This window comes from Bradyrhizobium sp. USDA 4011 (assembly GCF_054063415.1).
On record NZ_JBSSGG010000001.1, the window covers coordinates 2,072,210 to 2,089,969 of the forward strand.

The following is a 17,760-nucleotide window of genomic DNA, read 5'->3' on the forward strand; positions in this document are numbered from 1 at the left end:
ATCTTGTTATTTTTGCAACTTATTGTGTTATAATTCTATCACATCGGGCGACGTGTCAATGGGAGATCGCGCCGACTGGCGCTCGAATTGGGGGCGGCCGGTCGCGAGCTGGTCCGGCACCGCCCGATACACGCCGCCGGCCTCCCCAAGCACGATGGAAGCCGGCAGGTTGTGCTACGCTTCAGTCGCTCATCTCATCAAAGCCAACGCCGGTGAACCACGATGAAACTGAGTGCCGCGATTGCCGTCGTCCTGATCTGGTCGTGCTTTCCTGCGACAGCGCAGCAAGGCGGCGCCGACCTCTACGCGCAACGCTGCGCGCAGTGCCACGACAGCAGGAGCACCGATATCCGCGCGCCGAACCGCGCCGCGCTGCAATCGAGGTCGTTCGATGAGGTTCTGGGTGCGATCACCACCGGCGCGATGTCATCCTTCGCGCAGGGGCTGAGCAACGACGAGCGGGCGGCGATCGCCTCGCTCGTCACCGGCAAGGCCGCCTCGCATGCGTCGGCCGACAGTGCAGGCCAATGCGCGCAGAGCGAGACCGGCTTCCCGCAACCGATCGATGGGCCACGGTGGAACGGCTGGGGCGCGGATCTCAACAACAGCCGGTTTCAGCCGGCCGCGATGGCCGGCCTCACGCCAGACCAGGTCTCGCGGTTGCGTCTGAAATGGGCCTTCGGATTTGCTGACACGTCCAACGCCAACGCTCAACCGACTGTGGTCGGTGGCTTGCTGTTCGTGGGTGGCGGCGACCGCAAGGTCCACGCGCTCGACGCCAAGAGCGGATGCACCCGCTGGGTGTTTCCGACCGAGGCGCCGGTCCGGGCGGCTATCAGCGTTGCCCCGCTGGATAATGGCCGGTCCGCCATTTTCTTTGGTGATGTGCGCGCCAACGTCTATGCCGTGAACGCTGCGACCGGTGCGCTGATCTGGAAGAGCAAGGTCGACGATCATCTGGCCGCCCGGATCACCGGTGCCCCAACCTTCCATGCCGGCGTCGTCTATGTCGGCGTCTCATCGATCGAAGAGGCCATCGGGTCCCGCCCCACCTACCAATGCTGCACGTTTCGCGGAAGCGTCGTTGCACTGAAGGCCGAAACCGGTGCGCAGATCTGGAAGACCTACACCATCCCTGAAGCGCCGCATCCCACCCGGACCAACGCCATCGGGACGCAGCTGTTCGGGCCGGCCGGCGCGTCGGTCTGGTCCGCGCCGACGATCGATGTTCAGCGCCAGGCGCTCTATGTCGCGACGTCGAACAGCTATGCCGACCCGGCAACCGACACCAGCGACGCCATCCTCGCGTTCGATCTCGCGACCGGGCGAATGCTTTGGCATCAGCAGGCGACGCCGAAGGACAGCTTCGTCGTGGCGTGCTTCGGCACCGACCAGAGCAACTGTCCGCAGGACCGCGGCCCGGACCACGACTTCGGACAATCGCCGATCCTGGTGACCTTGCGTAACGGACAACGCGTGCTGGTGATCGGCCAGAAATCCGGCGTCGTCCACGCACTCGATCCCGACCATGAGGGCAAGATCCTGTGGCAGACGCGGATCGGCCAAGGTGGCCCATTGGGCGGGACCGAGTGGGGCTCCGCCGCGGACCAGGAGCGAATTTATGTCGCCAATTCCGACGTGCGGTTTCTGAGGGACGGCTCGAGGCGCCTCAATTCAAGCGAAGGTGGCGGCCTGTTTGGCCTCGATCTCGCGACCGGGAAAATCGCGATGCAGGTGGCGCCGGTTGCCTGTGGCGATCGTCCCCAATGCAGTCCCGCCCTCTCCGCAGCGATCACCCTCATTCCCGGTGTCGTCTTCTCGGGTGGCGTGAGCGGCTTCTTGCGCGCCTACGCCACCGATGATGCGCGGCTGCTTTGGGAGATCGACACCGCGCGCGACTACACCACGGTGAATGGCGTTGCGGCCCGGGGCGGAGCCATGGACGGCCCCGGCGCGGTCGTCGTCAATGGCATGCTGTATGTCAATTCCGGCTACGCGCAATGGGGCGGCCTGCCCGGCAACGTCCTGCTGGCCTTCGAGGTCGGCACCCCCTGACGAGCGCAATGTCAGCATTTGCGACGGCACGTTGAGCACTACTCGCCGCGAGCTATTCGTGCTTTGATGTCGGCCAGGATCGGCTGACAGGTCCGACGGGAGGCCTTCTGGTGCTTGGTGGCTTGCTACGCAACATCACGTCCAGGTGCCTTTCCCTCGTGCCCAGCAATCGTCGCGCGTCAGGTTCGGAGCGGCGTCGAATCGAATCGACGGACATGGCTGCCGCGCCACAAATCGATGCGCATTTCGTTGCGCACAAAAAACACAGAAACTATAAGTGCTTGAAAGAATGGTCGGAGTGGCAGGATTCGAACCTGCGACCCCTGCGTCCCGAACGCAGTGCTCTACCGGGCTGAGCCACACTCCGACTAAGAGGCCGGCTTATAGCGTCGGGTTTCGGGGACCGCAAGGGACCACAAGGCACCGAATTGAGGAATCTAGTCACAGTGGATACAGGCCTGAAAACGCACATTTTGCCCGCCGGCGCTGCCGCCACGGCGACCGCGGCCGGGGTCCTGGCCGAGGGCGGTCTGGTGGCGTTTCCGACCGAGACGGTTTATGGCCTCGGCGCCGACGCCGGCAACGCCGCCGCGATCGCCCGGCTCTACCAGGCCAAGGGCCGGCCGGCCTTCAATCCGCTGATCGCCCATGTCGCCGATCTCGGCGCCGCGCGCCGGATCGCCCTGTTCGATGGGCAGGCGTTGCGCCTGGCGGAGGCGTTCTGGCCCGGTCCCCTCACCCTGGTGCTGCCGAAGGCGCTGTCCTGCCCGGTCGCCGAGCTCGCGACCGCCGGCCTCGATACCGTCGCGATACGCATTCCGGCCCACAAGGTGGCGCGCGACATCATCAAGGCGTTCGGCGGCGCCGTGGTAGCGCCGTCGGCCAATCTCTCCGGCCATGTCTCGCCCACGACGGCCGAGCATGTGAACGGCGATCTGGCGGGCCGGATCGACCTGATCGTCGACGGCGGGCCGGTCGAGGTCGGCGTCGAATCCACCATCGTCGGCTGCTTCTCCGATCCGGTGCTGCTGCGGCCGGGCGGGCTGACCCGCGCCGAGATCGAGCGCGTGCTCGGCCATCCGCTGCAATCGCCGCCGCCCGATGCTGAAGGCGACGCCCAGCCGATCGCCCCGGGCATGCTGGCCTCACACTATGCACCGCGGACACCGGTCCGGCTCAATGCGAGCGATGTCCATGTCGGTGAAGCCTTGCTGGCGTTCGGGCCGGTCAAGGTCGGGCGGCGCGAATGCGCCTCCGTGGAGATGAACCTGTCCGAGCGCGGCGATCTCGCCGAGGCCGCCGCCAACCTGTTCGGCTACCTTCGCACGCTCGACACGAGAAACGCAGATGCTATCGCCGTGATGCCCATTCCCGAGGATGGGCTCGGCGAAGCCATCAATGACCGGCTGCGCCGCGCAGCGGTTGGGCGGTAACAAGCATGACCCGGAAAGGTGCGAGCCGGTTTTCGCCGCGACAAACGCCAGGCGTTTGCGCAGAGGTCATGCCTCGATAAAGATCCCGACTGAGTGAAAGACCAAGAAAAAATGAACATCGTCCAATCAGCGGTGCCGCCGCTTCCGCCCGAATTGCTTGCAAAATTCCGCGCCATCGTCGGCGACAAATATGCCGTGACCGATGCCGCCGACATCGAGCCTTACGTCACCGAGGAGCGCGACCTGTTTCACGGCCGCTCGCCGCTGGTGCTGCGCCCGGGCTCGACCGCCGAAGTCGCTGCGATCTGCAAGCTTGCGAGCGAGCACAGGATCGCGCTGGTGCCGCAGGGCGGCAACACCGGCCTGGTCGGCGGCCAGACACCGCATCATGGCGAGGTCGTAGTGTCGCTGCGGCGGCTCGACAAGATCCGCGATATCGATGTCGAATCCAACACCATGACCTGCGAGGCCGGCGTGGTGCTGCAAATCGCGCAGCAGAAGGCAGCCGACGTCGACCGGCTGTTCCCGCTGTCGCTCGGCGCCGAAGGCAGCTGCACCATCGGCGGCAACCTCTCGACCAATGCCGGCGGCACCGGAGCGCTGGCCTATGGCGTGGCGCGCGAGATGGCTCTCGGCGTCGAGGTCGTGCTCGCCGATGGCCGCGTGCTCAACGCTTTGTCCAAGCTGAAGAAGGACAACACCGGCTACGACCTGCGCAACCTCTTCATCGGTGCCGAAGGCACGCTCGGCATCATCACCGCGGCAACCTTGAAGCTGTTTCCGAAGCCGCGCGCGGTCGAGACCGCTTATGTCGGCCTGAAGTCGCCGGCGGCGGCATTGAAGCTGCTGTCGATCTCGCGCAACGAGGCGGCCGGGAGCCTGACGAGCTTCGAGCTGCTCGCCGACATTGCGGTCGATTTCTCGATCCGCCACGGCATCGATATCCGCGATCCGCTGGAGAGCAAGCATCCATGGTACGTGCTGATGGAATTGTCGTCGTCGCGCGACGACGCCCGCGATGCGCTGGAGGCGATCCTGGCCCAGGGCATGGAAGACGGTATCGTCGATGACGCCGTGATCGCCGCCAATCTAAGCCAGCGCCAGGCGTTCTGGAAGCTGCGCGACGAGATGTCGGCGGCGCAGAAGCCGGAGGGCGGTTCGATCAAGCACGACATCTCGGTGCCGGTCGCGGCCGTTCCCGCCTTCATCGAAGAGGCTAACGCGGCGGTCGTGAAGCTGATCCCGGGCGCGCGGCCGGTGCCGTTCGGCCATCTCGGCGACGGCAACATCCACTACAATGTCAGCCAGCCGGTCGGCGCCAATGCCGCCGACTTCCTGGCGCGCTGGCATGAGGTCAATGCCGTGGTGTTCGAGATCGTGTTGCGGATGGGCGGCTCGATCTCGGCGGAGCACGGCATCGGCGTGCTCAAGCGCGACGAGCTGCCTGACGTCAAGGACAAGGTCGCGATCGAGCTGATGCGGCAGGTCAAGGCGATGCTCGATCCGCTCGGCATCATGAACCCGGGCAAGGTGCTGTGACCGTGCAGACGACCATGCCCTCCTCGCTTGCCATTGCAGAGATCACCGACGCCGACGTTGCCGACGTCGTCGCGCTGTGGCAGGCGTGCGGCCTGACCCGGCCGTGGAACGATCCGGCCGCCGACATCGCGCTGGCGCGGCGCGGACCGAGCTCGGCCATCCTGGTCGGCCGCAACTCGGACACGATCGTCGCAACCGCGATGGTCGGTCATGACGGCCATCGTGGCTGGGTCTATTACGTCGCGGTCGATCCCAACCTCCAGGGCAAGGGGCTTGGCCGCACCATCATGGCGGCGGCCGAGGACTGGCTGCGCAATGCCGGCGTGCCGAAGCTGCAATTGCTGGTGCGCCGGGAGAACGCCAAGGCCGGCGCATTCTACCAATCGCTCGGCTATGAGGAGTCGACCTCGGTGATGCTGGCCAAATGGCTCGACGGTCGCGAAGCCACGCCGCGCCAGAGTTGAGGATCGACGCATGAGCATCGCCGACCGCGTCCGCGTCAAGGACGTCCAGCTGCTGTCGAAGCGCCGCTACGAATTGAAGAGCGTGACCTTCGACTACCGCCGCAGCAATGGCGAATGGCAGACCCAGGTGCGCGAGGTCTACGACCGCGGCAACGGCGCCACGCTCTTGCCCTACAATCTGAACACCCGCACCGTGGTGCTGGTGCGTCAGTTCCGCTACCCCGCGTTCGCCAACGGCTATGACGATCTCCTGATCGAGGCCGCCGCCGGCATGCTCGACGATGCCGCGCCGGAAGCACGCATCCGCGCCGAGGCGGAGGAAGAGATCGGCTACCGGCTCGCGCATGTGCGCAAGGTGTTCGAAGCCTTCATGACGCCGGGCGCGGTAACCGAGAAGCTGCATTTCTTCGTCGCCGAATACGACGCCGCGATGCGCGTCAGCGATGGCGGCGGGCTCGCGGACGAGGGCGAGGACATCGAGGTGCTGGAGCTTGCGATCGACGACGCGCTCGCAATGATCAGCGACGGCCGTATCGTCGACGGCAAGACCATCATGCTGCTGCAGTACGCAGCGCTGCATCTGTTCAGGTAAGCACCGCCGTGGTCACGCGCAGGGAGGTGCGTTGCCAAATTGTCGAAAACAACCCCATGCAAAGGAGCCAGCAACGGCGGCCGGCGTTCGACCAGGCCACTTGACACGTCGGGCAACTCACGGCTACGATTCTAATATTCCGAAATCACGCAGGCGCACGCACTGCCCGCCAGAGCCGTTTCGTTCCGACGGGATCGGAACGCGGCTCTCGATTGCTCTTTTGACGCTTTGTTTCACGCGAAGCCGGTAGCCACTTCGCTCGATAATGCTCTAGCCCCGTCATCCTGAGGTGCGAGCCTCTTCGGCGAGCCTCGAAGGATGAATCGGCCACCAGCCGGGCCGTGCATCCTTCGAGGCTCGCAAGTGCTCGCACCTCAGGATGACGGGGATAGATTGGACAAAACGCGCTACCGCATGGTGATCGCAAGCCCGCTCAGATCGGCGTTCGCCATCAGGCCGACCTGGTGGCCGGTCAGCTCCAGCACCGCGCCCTTCTGATTGGTCAGCACGATCGCGCGCGCGCCGCGGCCGAGCGCAAGTCCCGCCCCCGCTGCGCCGTAGACGCCGGCAACATCCGACGGACGATTGATGTTGCTGACGCGGCCGCGCAGCACGGTCTTGGAGCCGCCGAACACCAGGCCGTAGTCGAGGCCGCCGGTGGACAGCCGATAGGAGCGGCCGCGGAACGTCAGCACGCCGCTGCCGCCGGAGCCGCCGATGAACCATCCGGCCTTGTAGATCGTGAGCGTCACGAAGCCGCTGTCGGCGCGCGCGGCGGTGGAGACCGCGAGGCCGGTGAAGGCCATCAGTGCAACCAGCGCGGCGCGCAGGGTGGATGAAAGTTTCATGTGCGGTCTCCCCGGGATTGGCTCACGTCGGTTTGCTCGCGTCGCGACGCAGGCACGAATCGCAATGCGCCGACTGTAGCAAGCGCGTCGTCAGGCGCAATTTGGCACAGCAGGCGTCCATTGGTGCCGGGAATGTCCGCGCAGGCGGCGTTGAACCTGTTCTCGGGGGTGCAACACTCACTGCATGTCCGGGGCGATCGGCCCCTGAGCTCCGGGATTTCCCCGCGGAGCGTTCACTTTTTCGAACTGGAGATTTTCCATGCGTCGTCTTACGATTGCCTGCGCCGCCATGGCCGCCACTGTGTCCGTGCTTGCCGCGGCAAGCCCGGCCAGCGCCACGCCCTATCATCTGATCCGTTGGCAAGACACCGGCTTCTGCCAGATCTGGGACCAGAGCATTCCGACCACGCCGTGGCCGGCGAACTTCGCCGTCGTCAGCGAGCAGCTTCCGACCTTCGACGCCGCGTTCAGCTACAAGACCGGCCTCCTCAACAACGGCACCTGCTCGTTCTGAGCGCCCCCTGATCACGCACAGGGCAGATACGCTGCAACAATGCGGCGTCCACCCTTGTGCTGTCAGGCCGTAACGCCATCGCGCGTCAGTGATGCTTGATCAGCGCGTCACGCGCAGCGGTGAGTTCGAGGAATGCTGGGCCGTTGCCGCCGCCGTCGGGATGCATCGTCTTGGCGGCGTGCTTGAACGCCTGGTGGACCTCGTTCGCCGCGAGGCGGCGGCCGAACGGCAGGCCAAGCAACTGCCGGTAGCGCTCTTCCTGCGTCAACGCCTTCGGCGTCAAGCCACGCCGGCCGAACTGCGGCGCGGACAGCATGTGCAGCGCATCGCTGACGATGCCGAGACGCCGCAGCGCCATCGATCTGGTCCGGCGGTCGGCCGATTTCAGCGCCGCCTGGCGCAGGATCGGCAGCACCTGCGCGGCCGCATGCCGCAACGTTTCGTCGATGTCGGTCGTGGCGATCTCGGCGATCATTCTGGCCATTTCGCTATAGTCGGGATCAGGCGCCGCGCAGAGGCGCGCGATTGCACCTTTCCAATGTCTGATATGCGGGTCCATGATCGGTCCGTACTGTCATCCGAATCCGGATAACAGCAACGCGCAAACGCGGCTTGGCGTTTCGGTTGGCGCAGTTTTGAATAGTGTTGTCGACAACGCTCATAAATCAGAACGAGGAAACACCATGGCCCTTCTCGACAATCACATCGCCGTCATCACGGGTGCAGGCTCGGGCATCGGCCGTGCCATTGCCGCGGGCTACGGCCGCGAGGGTGCGCGCGTGGTGCTGCTCGACATGAACGGCGATGCGGCGGCGGAAGCAGCCAAGGAGATCCGAAACGACGGCGGCAAGGCGGAGAGCTTTGCGCTCGACGTGACCAATCTCGACGCCTGCATCGCGATGGCAAAGCAAATCGCCGACAAGGTCGGATCTGTCTCGATCCTGGTCAACAATGCCGGCATCGCGCGCCGCAACGGCATGCTCGGCACCGAGGAGGCCGTGATCAAGGATTGGGAAGACATCATCTCGATCAATCTCACCGGCGTCTTCAACGTGACGCATTCCTTCCTCGCACCGCTGCGCAAGAACAAGGGCCGCATCGTCAATATCGGTTCGATCCAGTCCTTCGTGCATCTGCGCACCCCGAGCTCGCCGGCCTACACCGCCTCCAAGCACGGCGTGCTCGGCTTCACCAAGGCATTGGCCGCCGAGCTCGGCAAGGACGGCGTGCGCGTCAACGCGATCGGCCCCGGCTTCATCGAGACGCCGCTGAACGAGAAGGTGCGCGCCAGCAATCCCGACCTTGTGAAAGTCTTCATGGACCACACCCCGCTCGGTCGCGCCGGCAAGCCGGAGGACATCGTCGGCCCCGCGATCTTCCTCGCCTCGGACCTGTCGGCCTATGTCTCGGGATCGATCGTGATGGTCGATGGCGGCTACCGGACACTGTGACCGATGGAACCGGAATCGTGGCGATTTCTGGGTATTTTGCTTACAAGGCAGGGAGTTAGGGGTGCGTTTAAGGAATTGTTAACCAAACCGGCACACCGTTGATTTACGGGGTAGTTCATTCTCGATGTCTGCGCCTCATCGACGAGGCGGGCGTTGATCGGGAGGAGTTCATGCCTTACGCATCCACCGTACCGTCGCCGGAAGCACTGCTGCCGGCGCTGGCTCCAAATGAAATCGTCCCGCTGCTGATCGGCGCGACCGTCGATGAAGTCGAGCGGGAACTGGTGCTGCAGACGCTCGCGCGCTGCGACGGCAACCGCACCCGTGCCGCGCGCGTACTCGGACTGTCGGTGCGGACGTTGCGGAACAAGATCCGCGAATATTCGGCCGACGGCATCGACGTGCCGCACAGCGAGCACGCCGCGGCCTAGATCGGCAGGTCGATCGCAAGACGCCGCCAGCGCGACAGCAACGCGGCGTCATCTTCACCGAGGCAGCGTGCGAGACGCACGTCGGCCACCGCGGTCCGTTGCAGCGTGTGGCCCACGAGTGCGGTCGCATAGTCCCAATAGCCGCGCCGGCCGTTCGGATCCGCCGCAACCAGGGATTTTGCGAGGATCTCGACATAGATCGCGGTGGCAGCCTTGTGCCAGAGCTGACCTGCGCGCGGCTCCGCAGAGACCGCGCCGGTCCGCGCCTGCCACATCAGCCAGTAGCTCTCTTCTCCGCCCGCCCAATCCGATGACGGCGGAGACGGATCAAGACGCGGCGAGCGGCAGGCGAGTGGCCGCATCGTGCACGCGTCGCAGAACACGGAATAATCGAGCCTGTCGTACCAGCTTGCGCGCAGCAACCGGCGGATCTCGTCCCGCTCGTCCGCCGCGAGCTGCCGCCTGCCTGTCCGCTCGAGATCGGCGATGATCGCAGCCACGCGATCGCGATCGAATGGCTCGACCTCGAGCACCACGCCGATATTGTTCGGAAACAGCGCATCGAGCATGGCGACCATCTCGCGATAGAACGCGCGCGCCAGGCGGCCGCCGCGCCATGCCTTCGCGACGCCGACATGGTTGCAAAAGATCAGGTCGCTTGCGTGATCGTGGGTGAAGAAGCCGAACCCGACCGCGCGCCCGGCGCCGGCGCGCAGGATGAAGCAGCGCGAGTCGAGACGATAGGACATCTCGTGGCCGCCGACGCTGAAGTGACGCCGCTCGCCGACATCATCCGACAACAGCCAGCGCACAATGTCGTCAGGGCTGTCGCGCTCGCTCGCGGGAAACAGCTCTTCATAGAGCTCGAGCACACCCGTGCTGCGAAAGGCCGCTTGGTCGCGCACATCGTGTCGCGTCACGACAATGTCGAGCGATTGCGGTTCGCTCGCGCCTTCGCGGTACATGCCGTCCAGAACCCGCAACACGCCCTCTCCATTGTCATATGCGCATGGAATTATGACTGTTGATCGCTTGCATCGGTGCCGGCAGGCAGAATTGAAGCCGTCCTCCAACCTCTGTTACAAGCGGCTTCAAATCGCGACGGAGCATATCAGTGGCTGACGAGACAACTTCCCGCCAGGGGCAACGGGGACCACAGGGGCCGCAGGGCCGTCAGGGCGAGCCGGGAAAGCCCGGACCGCAGGGACATCCGGGACGGCCCGGGCCGGAAGGTCCGCGTGGCAAGCCGGGTCCGCAAGGCAAGGCGGGCGCGGTCGGAAAGGCAGGTCCCCAGGGCAAGCCGGGAGCGCAGGGCAAGGCTGGCGTGCAGGGGCCGCGCGGCGAGGCTGGTCCACAGGGACCGCAAGGTCCCGCCGGCCCGCGCGGTGAACCCGGCCCACCCGGCCAATTGCCATCGATCGAGCAGGTGATGCCGTGGCTGCACATGATCTTCGACGCCTGGGAAGACTACAAACGCACCAAGGAGCGTGAAGCCGCAGAGCTCGCCGAACGCGATGCCGCCGAGCGCGCCGCAGCGGAGGCGATCGCCCTTGACGTCGACGCGATCGATTTCGCTGACGACGAGGACGAGGACGACGATCACAAGAAAAAGAAGAAGCACCGCAAGAAGGACAAGAAGTAACCCTTCTTGTCCTCACGCCGCAACTTCGGCCAGCTGTGTCGTGTCGCGCTCGATGCTCAGCGCTCGGTGCCCGGATTGGCCGGAGGATCTGGCGGCCGGGCAATCTGCATGAGCTGGAAGACCCAGCGCATCGCGTAGTACCAGGCAACACCCGCGAACGCGCCGCAGGCCGACAGGATGATGACGTTGGCGAGGTCGATCGTGCCGCTCGACCACAGCATGCCGCAGGTCCAGAGCACGGCGAACGCAATCGAACAGAATGTGAGCAGGGCGGCAGGCTTCATGGCGTTTGCTCCAGGACCGGGGTGAACGGCCATGATGCCTGGGGGCATGGCACCATACCGTGACCCGCATCACGGAATGCGCGAGCCTCAGCATGGCCTCAGCCGAACCGCAGCCGCGAGCGCTCCCTCGCCTTCTCCGCCTCGACCTCGCGATCGCGTGCCGGCGCCGTGGTCTGCAACGAGATCAGGAGCCTGCGCGCGGCGTCCGAGACCTCGGTCACCGCAAGGTGGAAGGCGGCCTCATTGGCCTGCGACGGCTTGTTGAAGCCGGACAGTTTGCGCACGAATTGCAGCGCCGAGGCGTGGATCTCATCCTCGGTGGCGGGCGGCTCGAAGTTGAACAGCGTCTTGATATTGCGGCACATGTCGGTCTCCCTCGCCCGCACCTCGGGGCTTGTGTCTCAAGGACGATCGGCTGCTGCAAAATACGACATCGTGGTCTATTGTGGCAGCCTCATCGTCCACGATGGAAAACGAGGTTCCGGATGAGCCACGTGATCTACAAGGTCGTCCAGCACGACGGCGGCTGGGCCTATACCGTCGACGGGGTGTTCTCGGAGCCGTTTCCAACCCACGCCGCGGCGCTTGCCGCCGCCCGGCGCGCCGCCAACGAGCAACGCGTTCCCGGCCGCACCGAGGCGATCCAGTACGAGACGTCGGACGGCAAATGGCTGACCGAAACCGCCTCCGGCAATGACCGCCCGGAGACCGAGGTCGAGGACGGCCGCTAGTTTCACGTTCGGCGGCTTCAGAATGGAACCTGCACGCCGAGCCGGTAGAAGAACGCCCGCCCGCGGTCGGTGATCCGCAACGCGCGCGGAATCCGATGCGGCGCAACGCCGCGCATCGCGACCATCCGCGCCAGCACGGCATTGGCGAACGGACCCGCGAGATGCGGCACGCGCTCGGTCCAGTCATTGCAGAGCCGCAGGTGCGGTCGCCGCGCCGGATCGAAATCGATCTCTTCGGCGCGGCACCAGGCCAGCCCCTGCTCGGTCACGCGACCATCGCGGCCGTCGATGATGACGAGGCGGCGGCGCACCAGCGCATTCGACAGCAGCACGCCGAGCTGGCCCGCCAGATGATGGTAGCAGGTGCGCGATTGCCTGAGCTGCTCGGCGGGCATCGCACGCTTGCGCCCGGCCGTGGCTTTCGCCGCAAGATCGACCAGGCTCTCGATCAGCGCCGCGACATCGTCGTCCCTAATCCGGTAATATCTGAACCTGCCCTGTGCCCACACCGACAGCACGCGCGCATCCACCAGCTTCTGAAGATGCGCACTGGCGCCTTGCGGCGAAATGCCGGCCACCGCGGCAAGCTCGCCGGCCGGCAGCGCCTTGCCGTCGGCCAGCGCACCGACCATGGCCTCGCGCACCGGATCGCCCAATGCCTCGGCGATCCGCGAAAATCCCGTCTGCACGGATTGGGATGATCTCACCGCATCGTCCTCCAGATCGCGCTGAAACGTCCTACGCGCATTCGCCGTGCCGTGAAACTCATTTCAGTTTTTCCTGAAACGTCGCGACAACCTCTTCCGCTCAAATCGGTGCCATCAGACGAAACGCAAGGGAACAATCATGACAGCCAACAATACCGACGCGGAACGCATCTATAGGCTCTGGGACGAGGCCCTCGGCAACAAGGACCTCGAGGCAGCGCTGGCGCTCTATGCGCCCGATGCCTCGATCGAAAGCCCGCTGGTCCAGCACCTGATGCAGACCACGGACGGGATCGTCCAGGGCCGCGCCGCGCTGCGCGCGTTCATCACGCACGTGTTCCGCACCAACCCGCCGCAGCGGCGGCGCTTCAAGCAGGGTTTCTTCAGCGACGGCCGAATTCTCACCTGGGAATATCCGCGCCAGTCCTCGGATGGCGATCAGATGGACCTCGTCGAGGTCATGGAGATCGAGGACGGCCTGATCCAGCGTCACCGTGTCTATTGGGGATGGTATGCGCTGAACGTGCTGAGGGCGAACTGAGCACATCTTCGCCAGCCGCGCGGCGCAGCTCTCGGACAACGCTTTCCCGTCATGCTAGGCTTGCGTGGAAGCGGCTGGACAAGTGCGCCGCGCGTGGGGAGAAACACCATGATCCGTTCATGTGCGGCGCTGCTGGCCGCCCTCGTCTCGATGTCGGTACCGGCAATGGCCGCAGATTATCCTGCGCCGCAGGATGGCGAGTGGATCGCAAAGGACTTCAAGTTCCACAGCGGCGAGGTGATGCCGGAACTGCGGCTGCACTACACCACGGTCGGCGCGCCGACCGGACAGCCGGTGCTGGTGCTGCACGGCTCCGGCGGCTCGGCCGCCAGCATGCTGACGCCGACCTTTGCCGGCCAGCTGTTCGGCCCGGGGCAGCCGCTCGACGCGGCGAAATACTACATCATCATCCCCGACGGCATCGGCCACGGCAAATCGTCGAAGCCGTCGGATGCGATGCGGACTAGCTTTCCGAAATACGACTACAACGACATGGTCGACGCGCAGTACCGGCTCGTCACCGAAGGGCTCGGCATCAAGCACCTGCGGCTCGTGATCGGCAACTCGATGGGCGGCATGCACACCTGGATCTGGGGCGTGCGCTATCCGCAGATGATGGACGTCCTGGTGCCGATGGCCTCGCAGCCGACTGCGATGGCGGCGCGCAACTGGATCCTGCGCCGGACGATGCTGGAAACGATCCGCAACGATCCCGATTACAATGGCGGCAACTACACGAGCCAGCCGCGGATGATGAAATACGCCATCGCGGCCTATCGCTTCGCCAGCGCCGGCGGCACGCTCGGCTATCAGGCGCTGGCGCCGTCCGCGCCGCAAGCCGACAAGATGGTCGATGAGCAGCTGGCATTGCCGGTCACCGCAGATGCCAATGATTACATCTATCAATGGGAGGCCTCGCACGACTACGATCCGTCGGCGGGAATGGAGAAGATCGAGGCCACCCTGCTTGCGATCAACGCGGCCGACGACGAGCGCAATCCGCCGGAGACCGGCGTCACCGAGGCAGCGGTGAAGCGGATCAAGAGCGGCCGGATTGACCTGATCCCGGCGAGCAGCGAGACACGCGGCCACCTCACGACCGGCGATGCCAAGTTCTATGCCAGGCAGTTGCAGGAATTGCTGCAGACGGCACCGCAACGAACGATGTAGCGGTCGAGATCGAGGCGATGTCCGCAAATCGCTTCCGCAAGGTCGCGCTGAGCCTGCCCGAGGTGATTGAGGGCGCGCATCACGGCACCGCCGATTTTCGCGTCGGCAACCGCATCTTCGCAACGCTCGGCTATCCCGACAAGGATTGGGGCATGGTGAAGCTGACGCCGGAGCAACAGGCTGTCGTCGTCGAGGCCGAGCCGGAAATCTTCCGGCCGGTGCCGGGCGGCTGGGGCAAGGGCGGCAGCACCAATGTCCGCCTCGCGAAAGCCGATCAGGTCACGTTGCGTAGCGCGCTGACAATGGCCCGGGACAATATCGCGGCAAAGCCTGCGAAGAAGACGCGAACGAAGACGCAGGCCTGAACGCGGCGATCCCGCACTGCATCACGGGACAGCAGCGCTGCCTCGCTGATTCTTTGGGCATGCATCTCGTGCGCGGTTCGGGCCTAATCGCACAAACATCGGATTCGCGCGCGGGACGCTGCGCGCGTGTCACAAGGCTGTCGCGGAGGGATGCAATGCGAAGGCTCACGCATGGCGCGGTGCTTGCGTGGCTCGCCATGATGGCGGGCGCAGCGCTGGCGTTCGACAACGGCCAATACGACAACGTACCGGCCGATATCCGCGCCTGGTTCAAGAGCGTGATCGCGCCCAACGGCGTGCCGTGCTGCGATATCTCCGACGGCCATCGCACGAGCTATGACGTTCGGGGCGGAGCCTATTGGGTGCCGATCGAGGGCGAATGGATGATGGTGCCGGAGCGCGCCATCATCCGCGATCGCGGCAACCCGGTCGGCGAGGCCGTGGTGTGGTACGTGCACCACCGCGGCAACATCGTCATCAGCTGCTTCGTTCCGGCGGACGCGGTTTGACGCGCCGCCACGCAATCGCATCAATTTGAAACAGATACCTCCTGTTAACCTTACTTTTTAACCAATAATTAAGGATGAGTTTGCGGGCGCCCTCAGGCGCGGCCTAGCGTCTGCACAAATGCTCCGTAATCGCGAGTTGGTGCGTGCCATGGCTTGTCGAACAATGGCGTATCGAACATATGGGGCGCTGATGGCGTCCCTTGGCGTTGCAGCGCTGCTGCTTGCTTCCTCGACCTCAACCCATGCGAGATCCGGAACGGCGCCGCGCGGCACGTTTTCCTCCCATTATCCGGCCTTCCGTCATCATGTGCGCGTGCCCGGCATCGTGTTGCCGGACGCAGGCGGATACTATGATGGCGCGGCAGATGTTCCCTTCGCCGCCGGGGTCCCGGCGCCGGCGTCGAACGACGTTCGCTACACCTACACCCAGGACGTGCCCTGGGATTGGGCGCATCGATATCCGCCGGCCGTGGTGCCGTCGGATCGGCCTTATGTATCGAGCTGCCCCACCGAGAGCGTGACGGTGCCCGGCCGCGACGGCGATCGCACCATCAACATCATCCGCTGCTACTGACCGATCGCTTCATCCGGATCGCGAAAACGAAAGAGGCCGCCCGCAAGGACAGCCTCTCGCATTTTGAGCCACTCTCCGAGCGTGAAGAAGCCGATCAGGACTCCTCGCCCTTCAGATGACCGACGTGCTTCTGGGTGTAGAGCTCGAGACCGATGCGCTTGATCAGGTCGAGCTGGGTCTCCAGGAAGTCGATGTGGTCTTCCTCGTCCTTCATCAGCTTCTCGAACAAGTCGCGGCTGACATAGTCCTTGACGCCGTGGCAGTAGGTCGCCGCCTCCTGGTAGAGCGTGCGGGCGCCGATCTCGGCGGCCAGGTCACACTCGATGATCTCCTTGACGTCCTGGCCGATCTTCAGGGGATCGAGCACCTGCAGGTTCGGGAAGCCGTCGAGGAACAGGATGCGGTCGACGAATTTGTCGGCGTGCTCCATCTCCTCGATGGACTCCTTGCGCCAGACCTTGGCCATCTCCAGGAGGCCCCAATTGTTGAGCATCCGGTAGTGCAGCCAGTACTGATTGATGGCGGTCAGCTCGCTGCGCAGCCCCTTGTTCAGATAATCGATGACCTTCGGGTCGCCTTGCATGATCCACTCCACCTGTCGCGGCCAAAACCGGCCAGCACTGAATTTAGAACGCTTCTAAGTCAGATTACCGGAGAGGGCAACCCTTCGCGGAAGCGGCGCGTGGATAACCGGATTCGGGTGGATTTGGCGGACGCCGAGCGTTTCCAGCGACGTGGCAGTTGGATCGTATGGAGAAAACGGACTGAAACGGGAGAGCTTCGGTTCTGCGTCGAACAGAATCGAAAAATGGCCCTAGCAGGCCGCGAGCGCGAATTCGGCCGGCTCGGCGTCTTCGTCGTTGGCAGCGTGGGGATGGCCGCTGTGGGGGCAGCCGGAACAGCAGGCCTTGGCGCAGGGGCCAAGCGCCTCGTCGATGATCGCCTTGATGGTGCGCGCGCAGCGGCCGCATTCGGCGCTACAGCCGAGGCAGCCATACACCTGCTTAGCATTTCGTGTCACAGACCCGCCGCCATTGACGGCATTGCGGACATCGTGGTCGCTGAGGACGTTACAGGAACAGACAATCATCAGAGGAGGCGGGTCCAACGGGTGATGCTCGCCAATATGGATATTGTCGGCTCCGCCCGGATGCAAAAGGAAAAAGCCGTTCTTGTAGCAATTCCAAACTGATGCGGGATTCATATTGGAATGAGTCTAAATCGTGCGGTCCCGCCTTTCGGGAATAGGAGATCCATCAGGCCGGTCTCCCGGGGCCAATCCCGGCTTCCACCGCCACAAGCACCGGTTCACTGCGGCTACAAGCTTGTGCGTTGCAAGATATGCCAAAAGCTGCAAGCATTTGGACGCGAATACGGCAGCGTCGTTCATTGATCGTTCAAGCGGAATATGGAACCCTTAGCGCGAGTCAGGTCGCCCACGTACGCTGTCGCTGCTCCCGTGAGAAAGGTGAGGTCATGAAGAAGACATTGCTGGCGCTTTGCGCCGCCGCCACTCTGGCGGTTTCGGCCGTGGCGGTGCCCGCCCCCGCCCAGGCACAACGCGGTGTCGCCGCTGGCGTCGCTGCGGGATTGATCGGCGGCGCCATCGTCGGCGGCGCGATCGCTTCGCAGAACGGCTATTACGGTCCGGGCTATGGCTACTACGCGCCCGGTCCGGCCTATGTCGCCGAGCCCGGTTACGGTCCCGATTGCTTCTGGCAGCGCCAGCGGTTCTGGGACGGCTACACCTGGCGCGTTCGCCGCGTGCGCGTTTGCGATTGATCGCCGTTCATCTCGATTAATTCGAACCAGATGTCCCGGAAAACCGACTGTTGCTCCGGGACATCTACTGTAGAAGGCCAGAAAAAACCGCTTTTCTGCGCGATGAGCCTGCGGACGTTTACTTTCGG

The 17,760-nt window shown here is 64.6% G+C and carries 24 protein-coding genes and 1 tRNA gene; 16 read left to right on the plus strand and 9 right to left on the minus strand.

Annotation, left to right across the window (positions count from 1 at the left end; genetic code table 11):
- Positions 1–222: 222 nt before the first annotated feature.
- On the plus strand, positions 223–2,055 hold the full coding sequence (locus ACVW1C_RS09575; protein WP_456758213.1) for an outer membrane protein assembly factor BamB family protein: 1,833 nt from the start codon (positions 223–225) through the stop codon (positions 2,053–2,055).
- 290 nt (positions 2,056–2,345) lie between these two features.
- Here ACVW1C_RS09575 and ACVW1C_RS09580 read toward each other — a convergent pair.
- Positions 2,346–2,422 (minus strand) — tRNA-Pro (locus ACVW1C_RS09580).
- Between the two features lie 79 nt (positions 2,423–2,501).
- Between ACVW1C_RS09580 and ACVW1C_RS09585 the strand changes: the two genes are divergently transcribed.
- The 4 genes from ACVW1C_RS09585 to ACVW1C_RS09600 all read left to right on the plus strand — a co-directional run bounded on the left by ACVW1C_RS09585 (position 2,502) and on the right by ACVW1C_RS09600 (position 6,083).
- Positions 2,502–3,488: an L-threonylcarbamoyladenylate synthase gene (locus tag ACVW1C_RS09585; protein WP_173641297.1), complete on the plus strand. Its 987-nt coding sequence runs from the start codon at positions 2,502–2,504 to the stop codon at positions 3,486–3,488.
- Between the two features lie 111 nt (positions 3,489–3,599).
- Positions 3,600–5,027: an FAD-binding oxidoreductase gene (locus tag ACVW1C_RS09590; RefSeq protein ID WP_456758214.1), complete on the plus strand. Its 1,428-nt coding sequence runs from the start codon at positions 3,600–3,602 to the stop codon at positions 5,025–5,027.
- Positions 5,028–5,041: 14 nt separating this feature from the next.
- Complete coding sequence (locus tag ACVW1C_RS09595) at positions 5,042–5,491, plus strand: GNAT family acetyltransferase (RefSeq protein WP_456763034.1); 450 nt, start codon at positions 5,042–5,044, stop codon at positions 5,489–5,491.
- A gap of 10 nt (positions 5,492–5,501) precedes the next feature.
- Entirely contained in the window at positions 5,502–6,083 is a 582-nt protein-coding gene (locus ACVW1C_RS09600) for a GDP-mannose pyrophosphatase (protein WP_456758215.1), read from the plus strand.
- 407 nt (positions 6,084–6,490) lie between these two features.
- On the opposite strand, the gene ACVW1C_RS09605 is transcribed toward ACVW1C_RS09600, so the two are convergent.
- On the minus strand, positions 6,491–6,931 hold the full coding sequence (locus ACVW1C_RS09605) for a lipid-binding SYLF domain-containing protein (protein ID WP_092124605.1): 441 nt from the start codon (positions 6,929–6,931) through the stop codon (positions 6,491–6,493).
- A gap of 259 nt (positions 6,932–7,190) precedes the next feature.
- Between ACVW1C_RS09605 and ACVW1C_RS09610 the strand changes: the two genes are divergently transcribed.
- Positions 7,191–7,445, plus strand: a complete 255-nt coding sequence (locus ACVW1C_RS09610) for a hypothetical protein (protein ID WP_456758216.1) — start codon at positions 7,191–7,193, stop codon at positions 7,443–7,445.
- 85 nt (positions 7,446–7,530) lie between these two features.
- Here the strand turns inward: ACVW1C_RS09610 and ACVW1C_RS09615 are convergent, their stop codons facing one another.
- Entirely contained in the window at positions 7,531–7,929 is a 399-nt protein-coding gene (locus tag ACVW1C_RS09615; RefSeq protein ID WP_456758217.1) for a hypothetical protein, read from the minus strand.
- Between the two features lie 199 nt (positions 7,930–8,128).
- On the opposite strand from ACVW1C_RS09615, the gene ACVW1C_RS09620 reads away from it, so the two are divergent.
- Entirely contained in the window at positions 8,129–8,896 is a 768-nt protein-coding gene (locus ACVW1C_RS09620) for an SDR family NAD(P)-dependent oxidoreductase (protein WP_456758218.1), read from the plus strand.
- Positions 8,897–9,066: 170 nt separating this feature from the next.
- Positions 9,067–9,327, plus strand: a complete 261-nt coding sequence (locus tag ACVW1C_RS09625; protein WP_456758219.1) for a helix-turn-helix domain-containing protein — start codon at positions 9,067–9,069, stop codon at positions 9,325–9,327.
- Here the strand turns inward: ACVW1C_RS09625 and ACVW1C_RS09630 are convergent.
- Positions 9,324–10,313 carry a hypothetical protein gene (locus ACVW1C_RS09630; protein WP_456758220.1) on the minus strand — a complete coding sequence of 330 codons (990 nt, stop codon included), beginning with the start codon at positions 10,311–10,313 and terminating at the stop codon, positions 9,324–9,326. The two genes, ACVW1C_RS09625 and ACVW1C_RS09630, sit on opposite strands and share 4 nt — an antisense overlap.
- Before the next feature lie 128 nt (positions 10,314–10,441).
- Here ACVW1C_RS09630 and ACVW1C_RS09635 point away from each other — a divergent pair, with 128 nt between their 5' ends.
- Positions 10,442–10,969 carry a collagen-like protein gene (locus tag ACVW1C_RS09635; protein ID WP_456758221.1) on the plus strand — a complete coding sequence of 176 codons (528 nt, stop codon included), beginning with the start codon at positions 10,442–10,444 and terminating at the stop codon, positions 10,967–10,969.
- Positions 10,970–11,025: 56 nt separating this feature from the next.
- On the opposite strand, the gene ACVW1C_RS09640 is transcribed toward ACVW1C_RS09635, so the two are convergent.
- Both ACVW1C_RS09640 and ACVW1C_RS09645 read right to left on the minus strand, forming a co-directional pair.
- Positions 11,026–11,253: a hypothetical protein gene (locus tag ACVW1C_RS09640; RefSeq protein WP_456758222.1), complete on the minus strand. Its 228-nt coding sequence runs from the start codon at positions 11,251–11,253 to the stop codon at positions 11,026–11,028.
- Between the two features lie 98 nt (positions 11,254–11,351).
- Positions 11,352–11,618 (minus strand): DUF2277 domain-containing protein, encoded by a 267-nt coding sequence (locus ACVW1C_RS09645; protein ID WP_456758223.1) that lies wholly within the window; start codon positions 11,616–11,618, stop codon positions 11,352–11,354.
- Between the two features lie 120 nt (positions 11,619–11,738).
- Between ACVW1C_RS09645 and ACVW1C_RS09650 the strand changes: the two genes are divergently transcribed.
- Positions 11,739–11,984: a DUF2188 domain-containing protein gene (locus ACVW1C_RS09650; RefSeq protein ID WP_173641286.1), complete on the plus strand. Its 246-nt coding sequence runs from the start codon at positions 11,739–11,741 to the stop codon at positions 11,982–11,984.
- A 17-nt stretch (positions 11,985–12,001) separates the two neighbouring features.
- On the opposite strand, the gene ACVW1C_RS09655 is transcribed toward ACVW1C_RS09650, so the two are convergent.
- Entirely contained in the window at positions 12,002–12,691 is a 690-nt protein-coding gene (locus tag ACVW1C_RS09655) for an ArsR/SmtB family transcription factor (protein WP_456758224.1), read from the minus strand.
- Positions 12,692–12,830: 139 nt separating this feature from the next.
- Between ACVW1C_RS09655 and ACVW1C_RS09660 the strand changes: the two genes are divergently transcribed.
- From ACVW1C_RS09660 to ACVW1C_RS09680, 5 genes are all read left to right on the plus strand, one after another.
- Positions 12,831–13,232 carry a nuclear transport factor 2 family protein gene (locus ACVW1C_RS09660; RefSeq protein WP_456758225.1) on the plus strand — a complete coding sequence of 134 codons (402 nt, stop codon included), beginning with the start codon at positions 12,831–12,833 and terminating at the stop codon, positions 13,230–13,232.
- Positions 13,233–13,340: 108 nt separating this feature from the next.
- A complete protein-coding gene (locus ACVW1C_RS09665) occupies positions 13,341–14,402 on the plus strand; it encodes an alpha/beta fold hydrolase (RefSeq protein ID WP_456758226.1) in 1,062 nt (353 codons plus the stop codon).
- Between the two features lie 17 nt (positions 14,403–14,419).
- Positions 14,420–14,767 carry an MmcQ/YjbR family DNA-binding protein gene (locus ACVW1C_RS09670; protein ID WP_456758227.1) on the plus strand — a complete coding sequence of 116 codons (348 nt, stop codon included), beginning with the start codon at positions 14,420–14,422 and terminating at the stop codon, positions 14,765–14,767.
- A 155-nt stretch (positions 14,768–14,922) separates the two neighbouring features.
- The gene (locus ACVW1C_RS09675; protein ID WP_456758228.1) at positions 14,923–15,276 is read left to right on the plus strand and encodes a hypothetical protein; all 354 of its coding nucleotides are present in this window, start codon (positions 14,923–14,925) and stop codon (positions 15,274–15,276) included.
- Between the two features lie 163 nt (positions 15,277–15,439).
- Positions 15,440–15,850 (plus strand): hypothetical protein, encoded by a 411-nt coding sequence (locus tag ACVW1C_RS09680; protein WP_456758229.1) that lies wholly within the window; start codon positions 15,440–15,442, stop codon positions 15,848–15,850.
- Positions 15,851–15,944: 94 nt separating this feature from the next.
- Here the strand turns inward: ACVW1C_RS09680 and bfr are convergent, their stop codons facing one another.
- Both bfr and ACVW1C_RS09690 read right to left on the minus strand, forming a co-directional pair.
- Positions 15,945–16,433: a bacterioferritin gene (bfr, locus tag ACVW1C_RS09685; RefSeq protein ID WP_029084046.1), complete on the minus strand. Its 489-nt coding sequence runs from the start codon at positions 16,431–16,433 to the stop codon at positions 15,945–15,947.
- Between the two features lie 231 nt (positions 16,434–16,664).
- The gene (locus ACVW1C_RS09690) at positions 16,665–16,940 is read right to left on the minus strand and encodes a (2Fe-2S)-binding protein (RefSeq protein ID WP_050422037.1); all 276 of its coding nucleotides are present in this window, start codon (positions 16,938–16,940) and stop codon (positions 16,665–16,667) included.
- Positions 16,941–17,326: 386 nt separating this feature from the next.
- Between ACVW1C_RS09690 and ACVW1C_RS09695 the strand changes: the two genes are divergently transcribed.
- Positions 17,327–17,632 (plus strand): hypothetical protein, encoded by a 306-nt coding sequence (locus tag ACVW1C_RS09695; RefSeq protein WP_050422015.1) that lies wholly within the window; start codon positions 17,327–17,329, stop codon positions 17,630–17,632.
- Positions 17,633–17,760 lie beyond the last annotated feature (128 nt).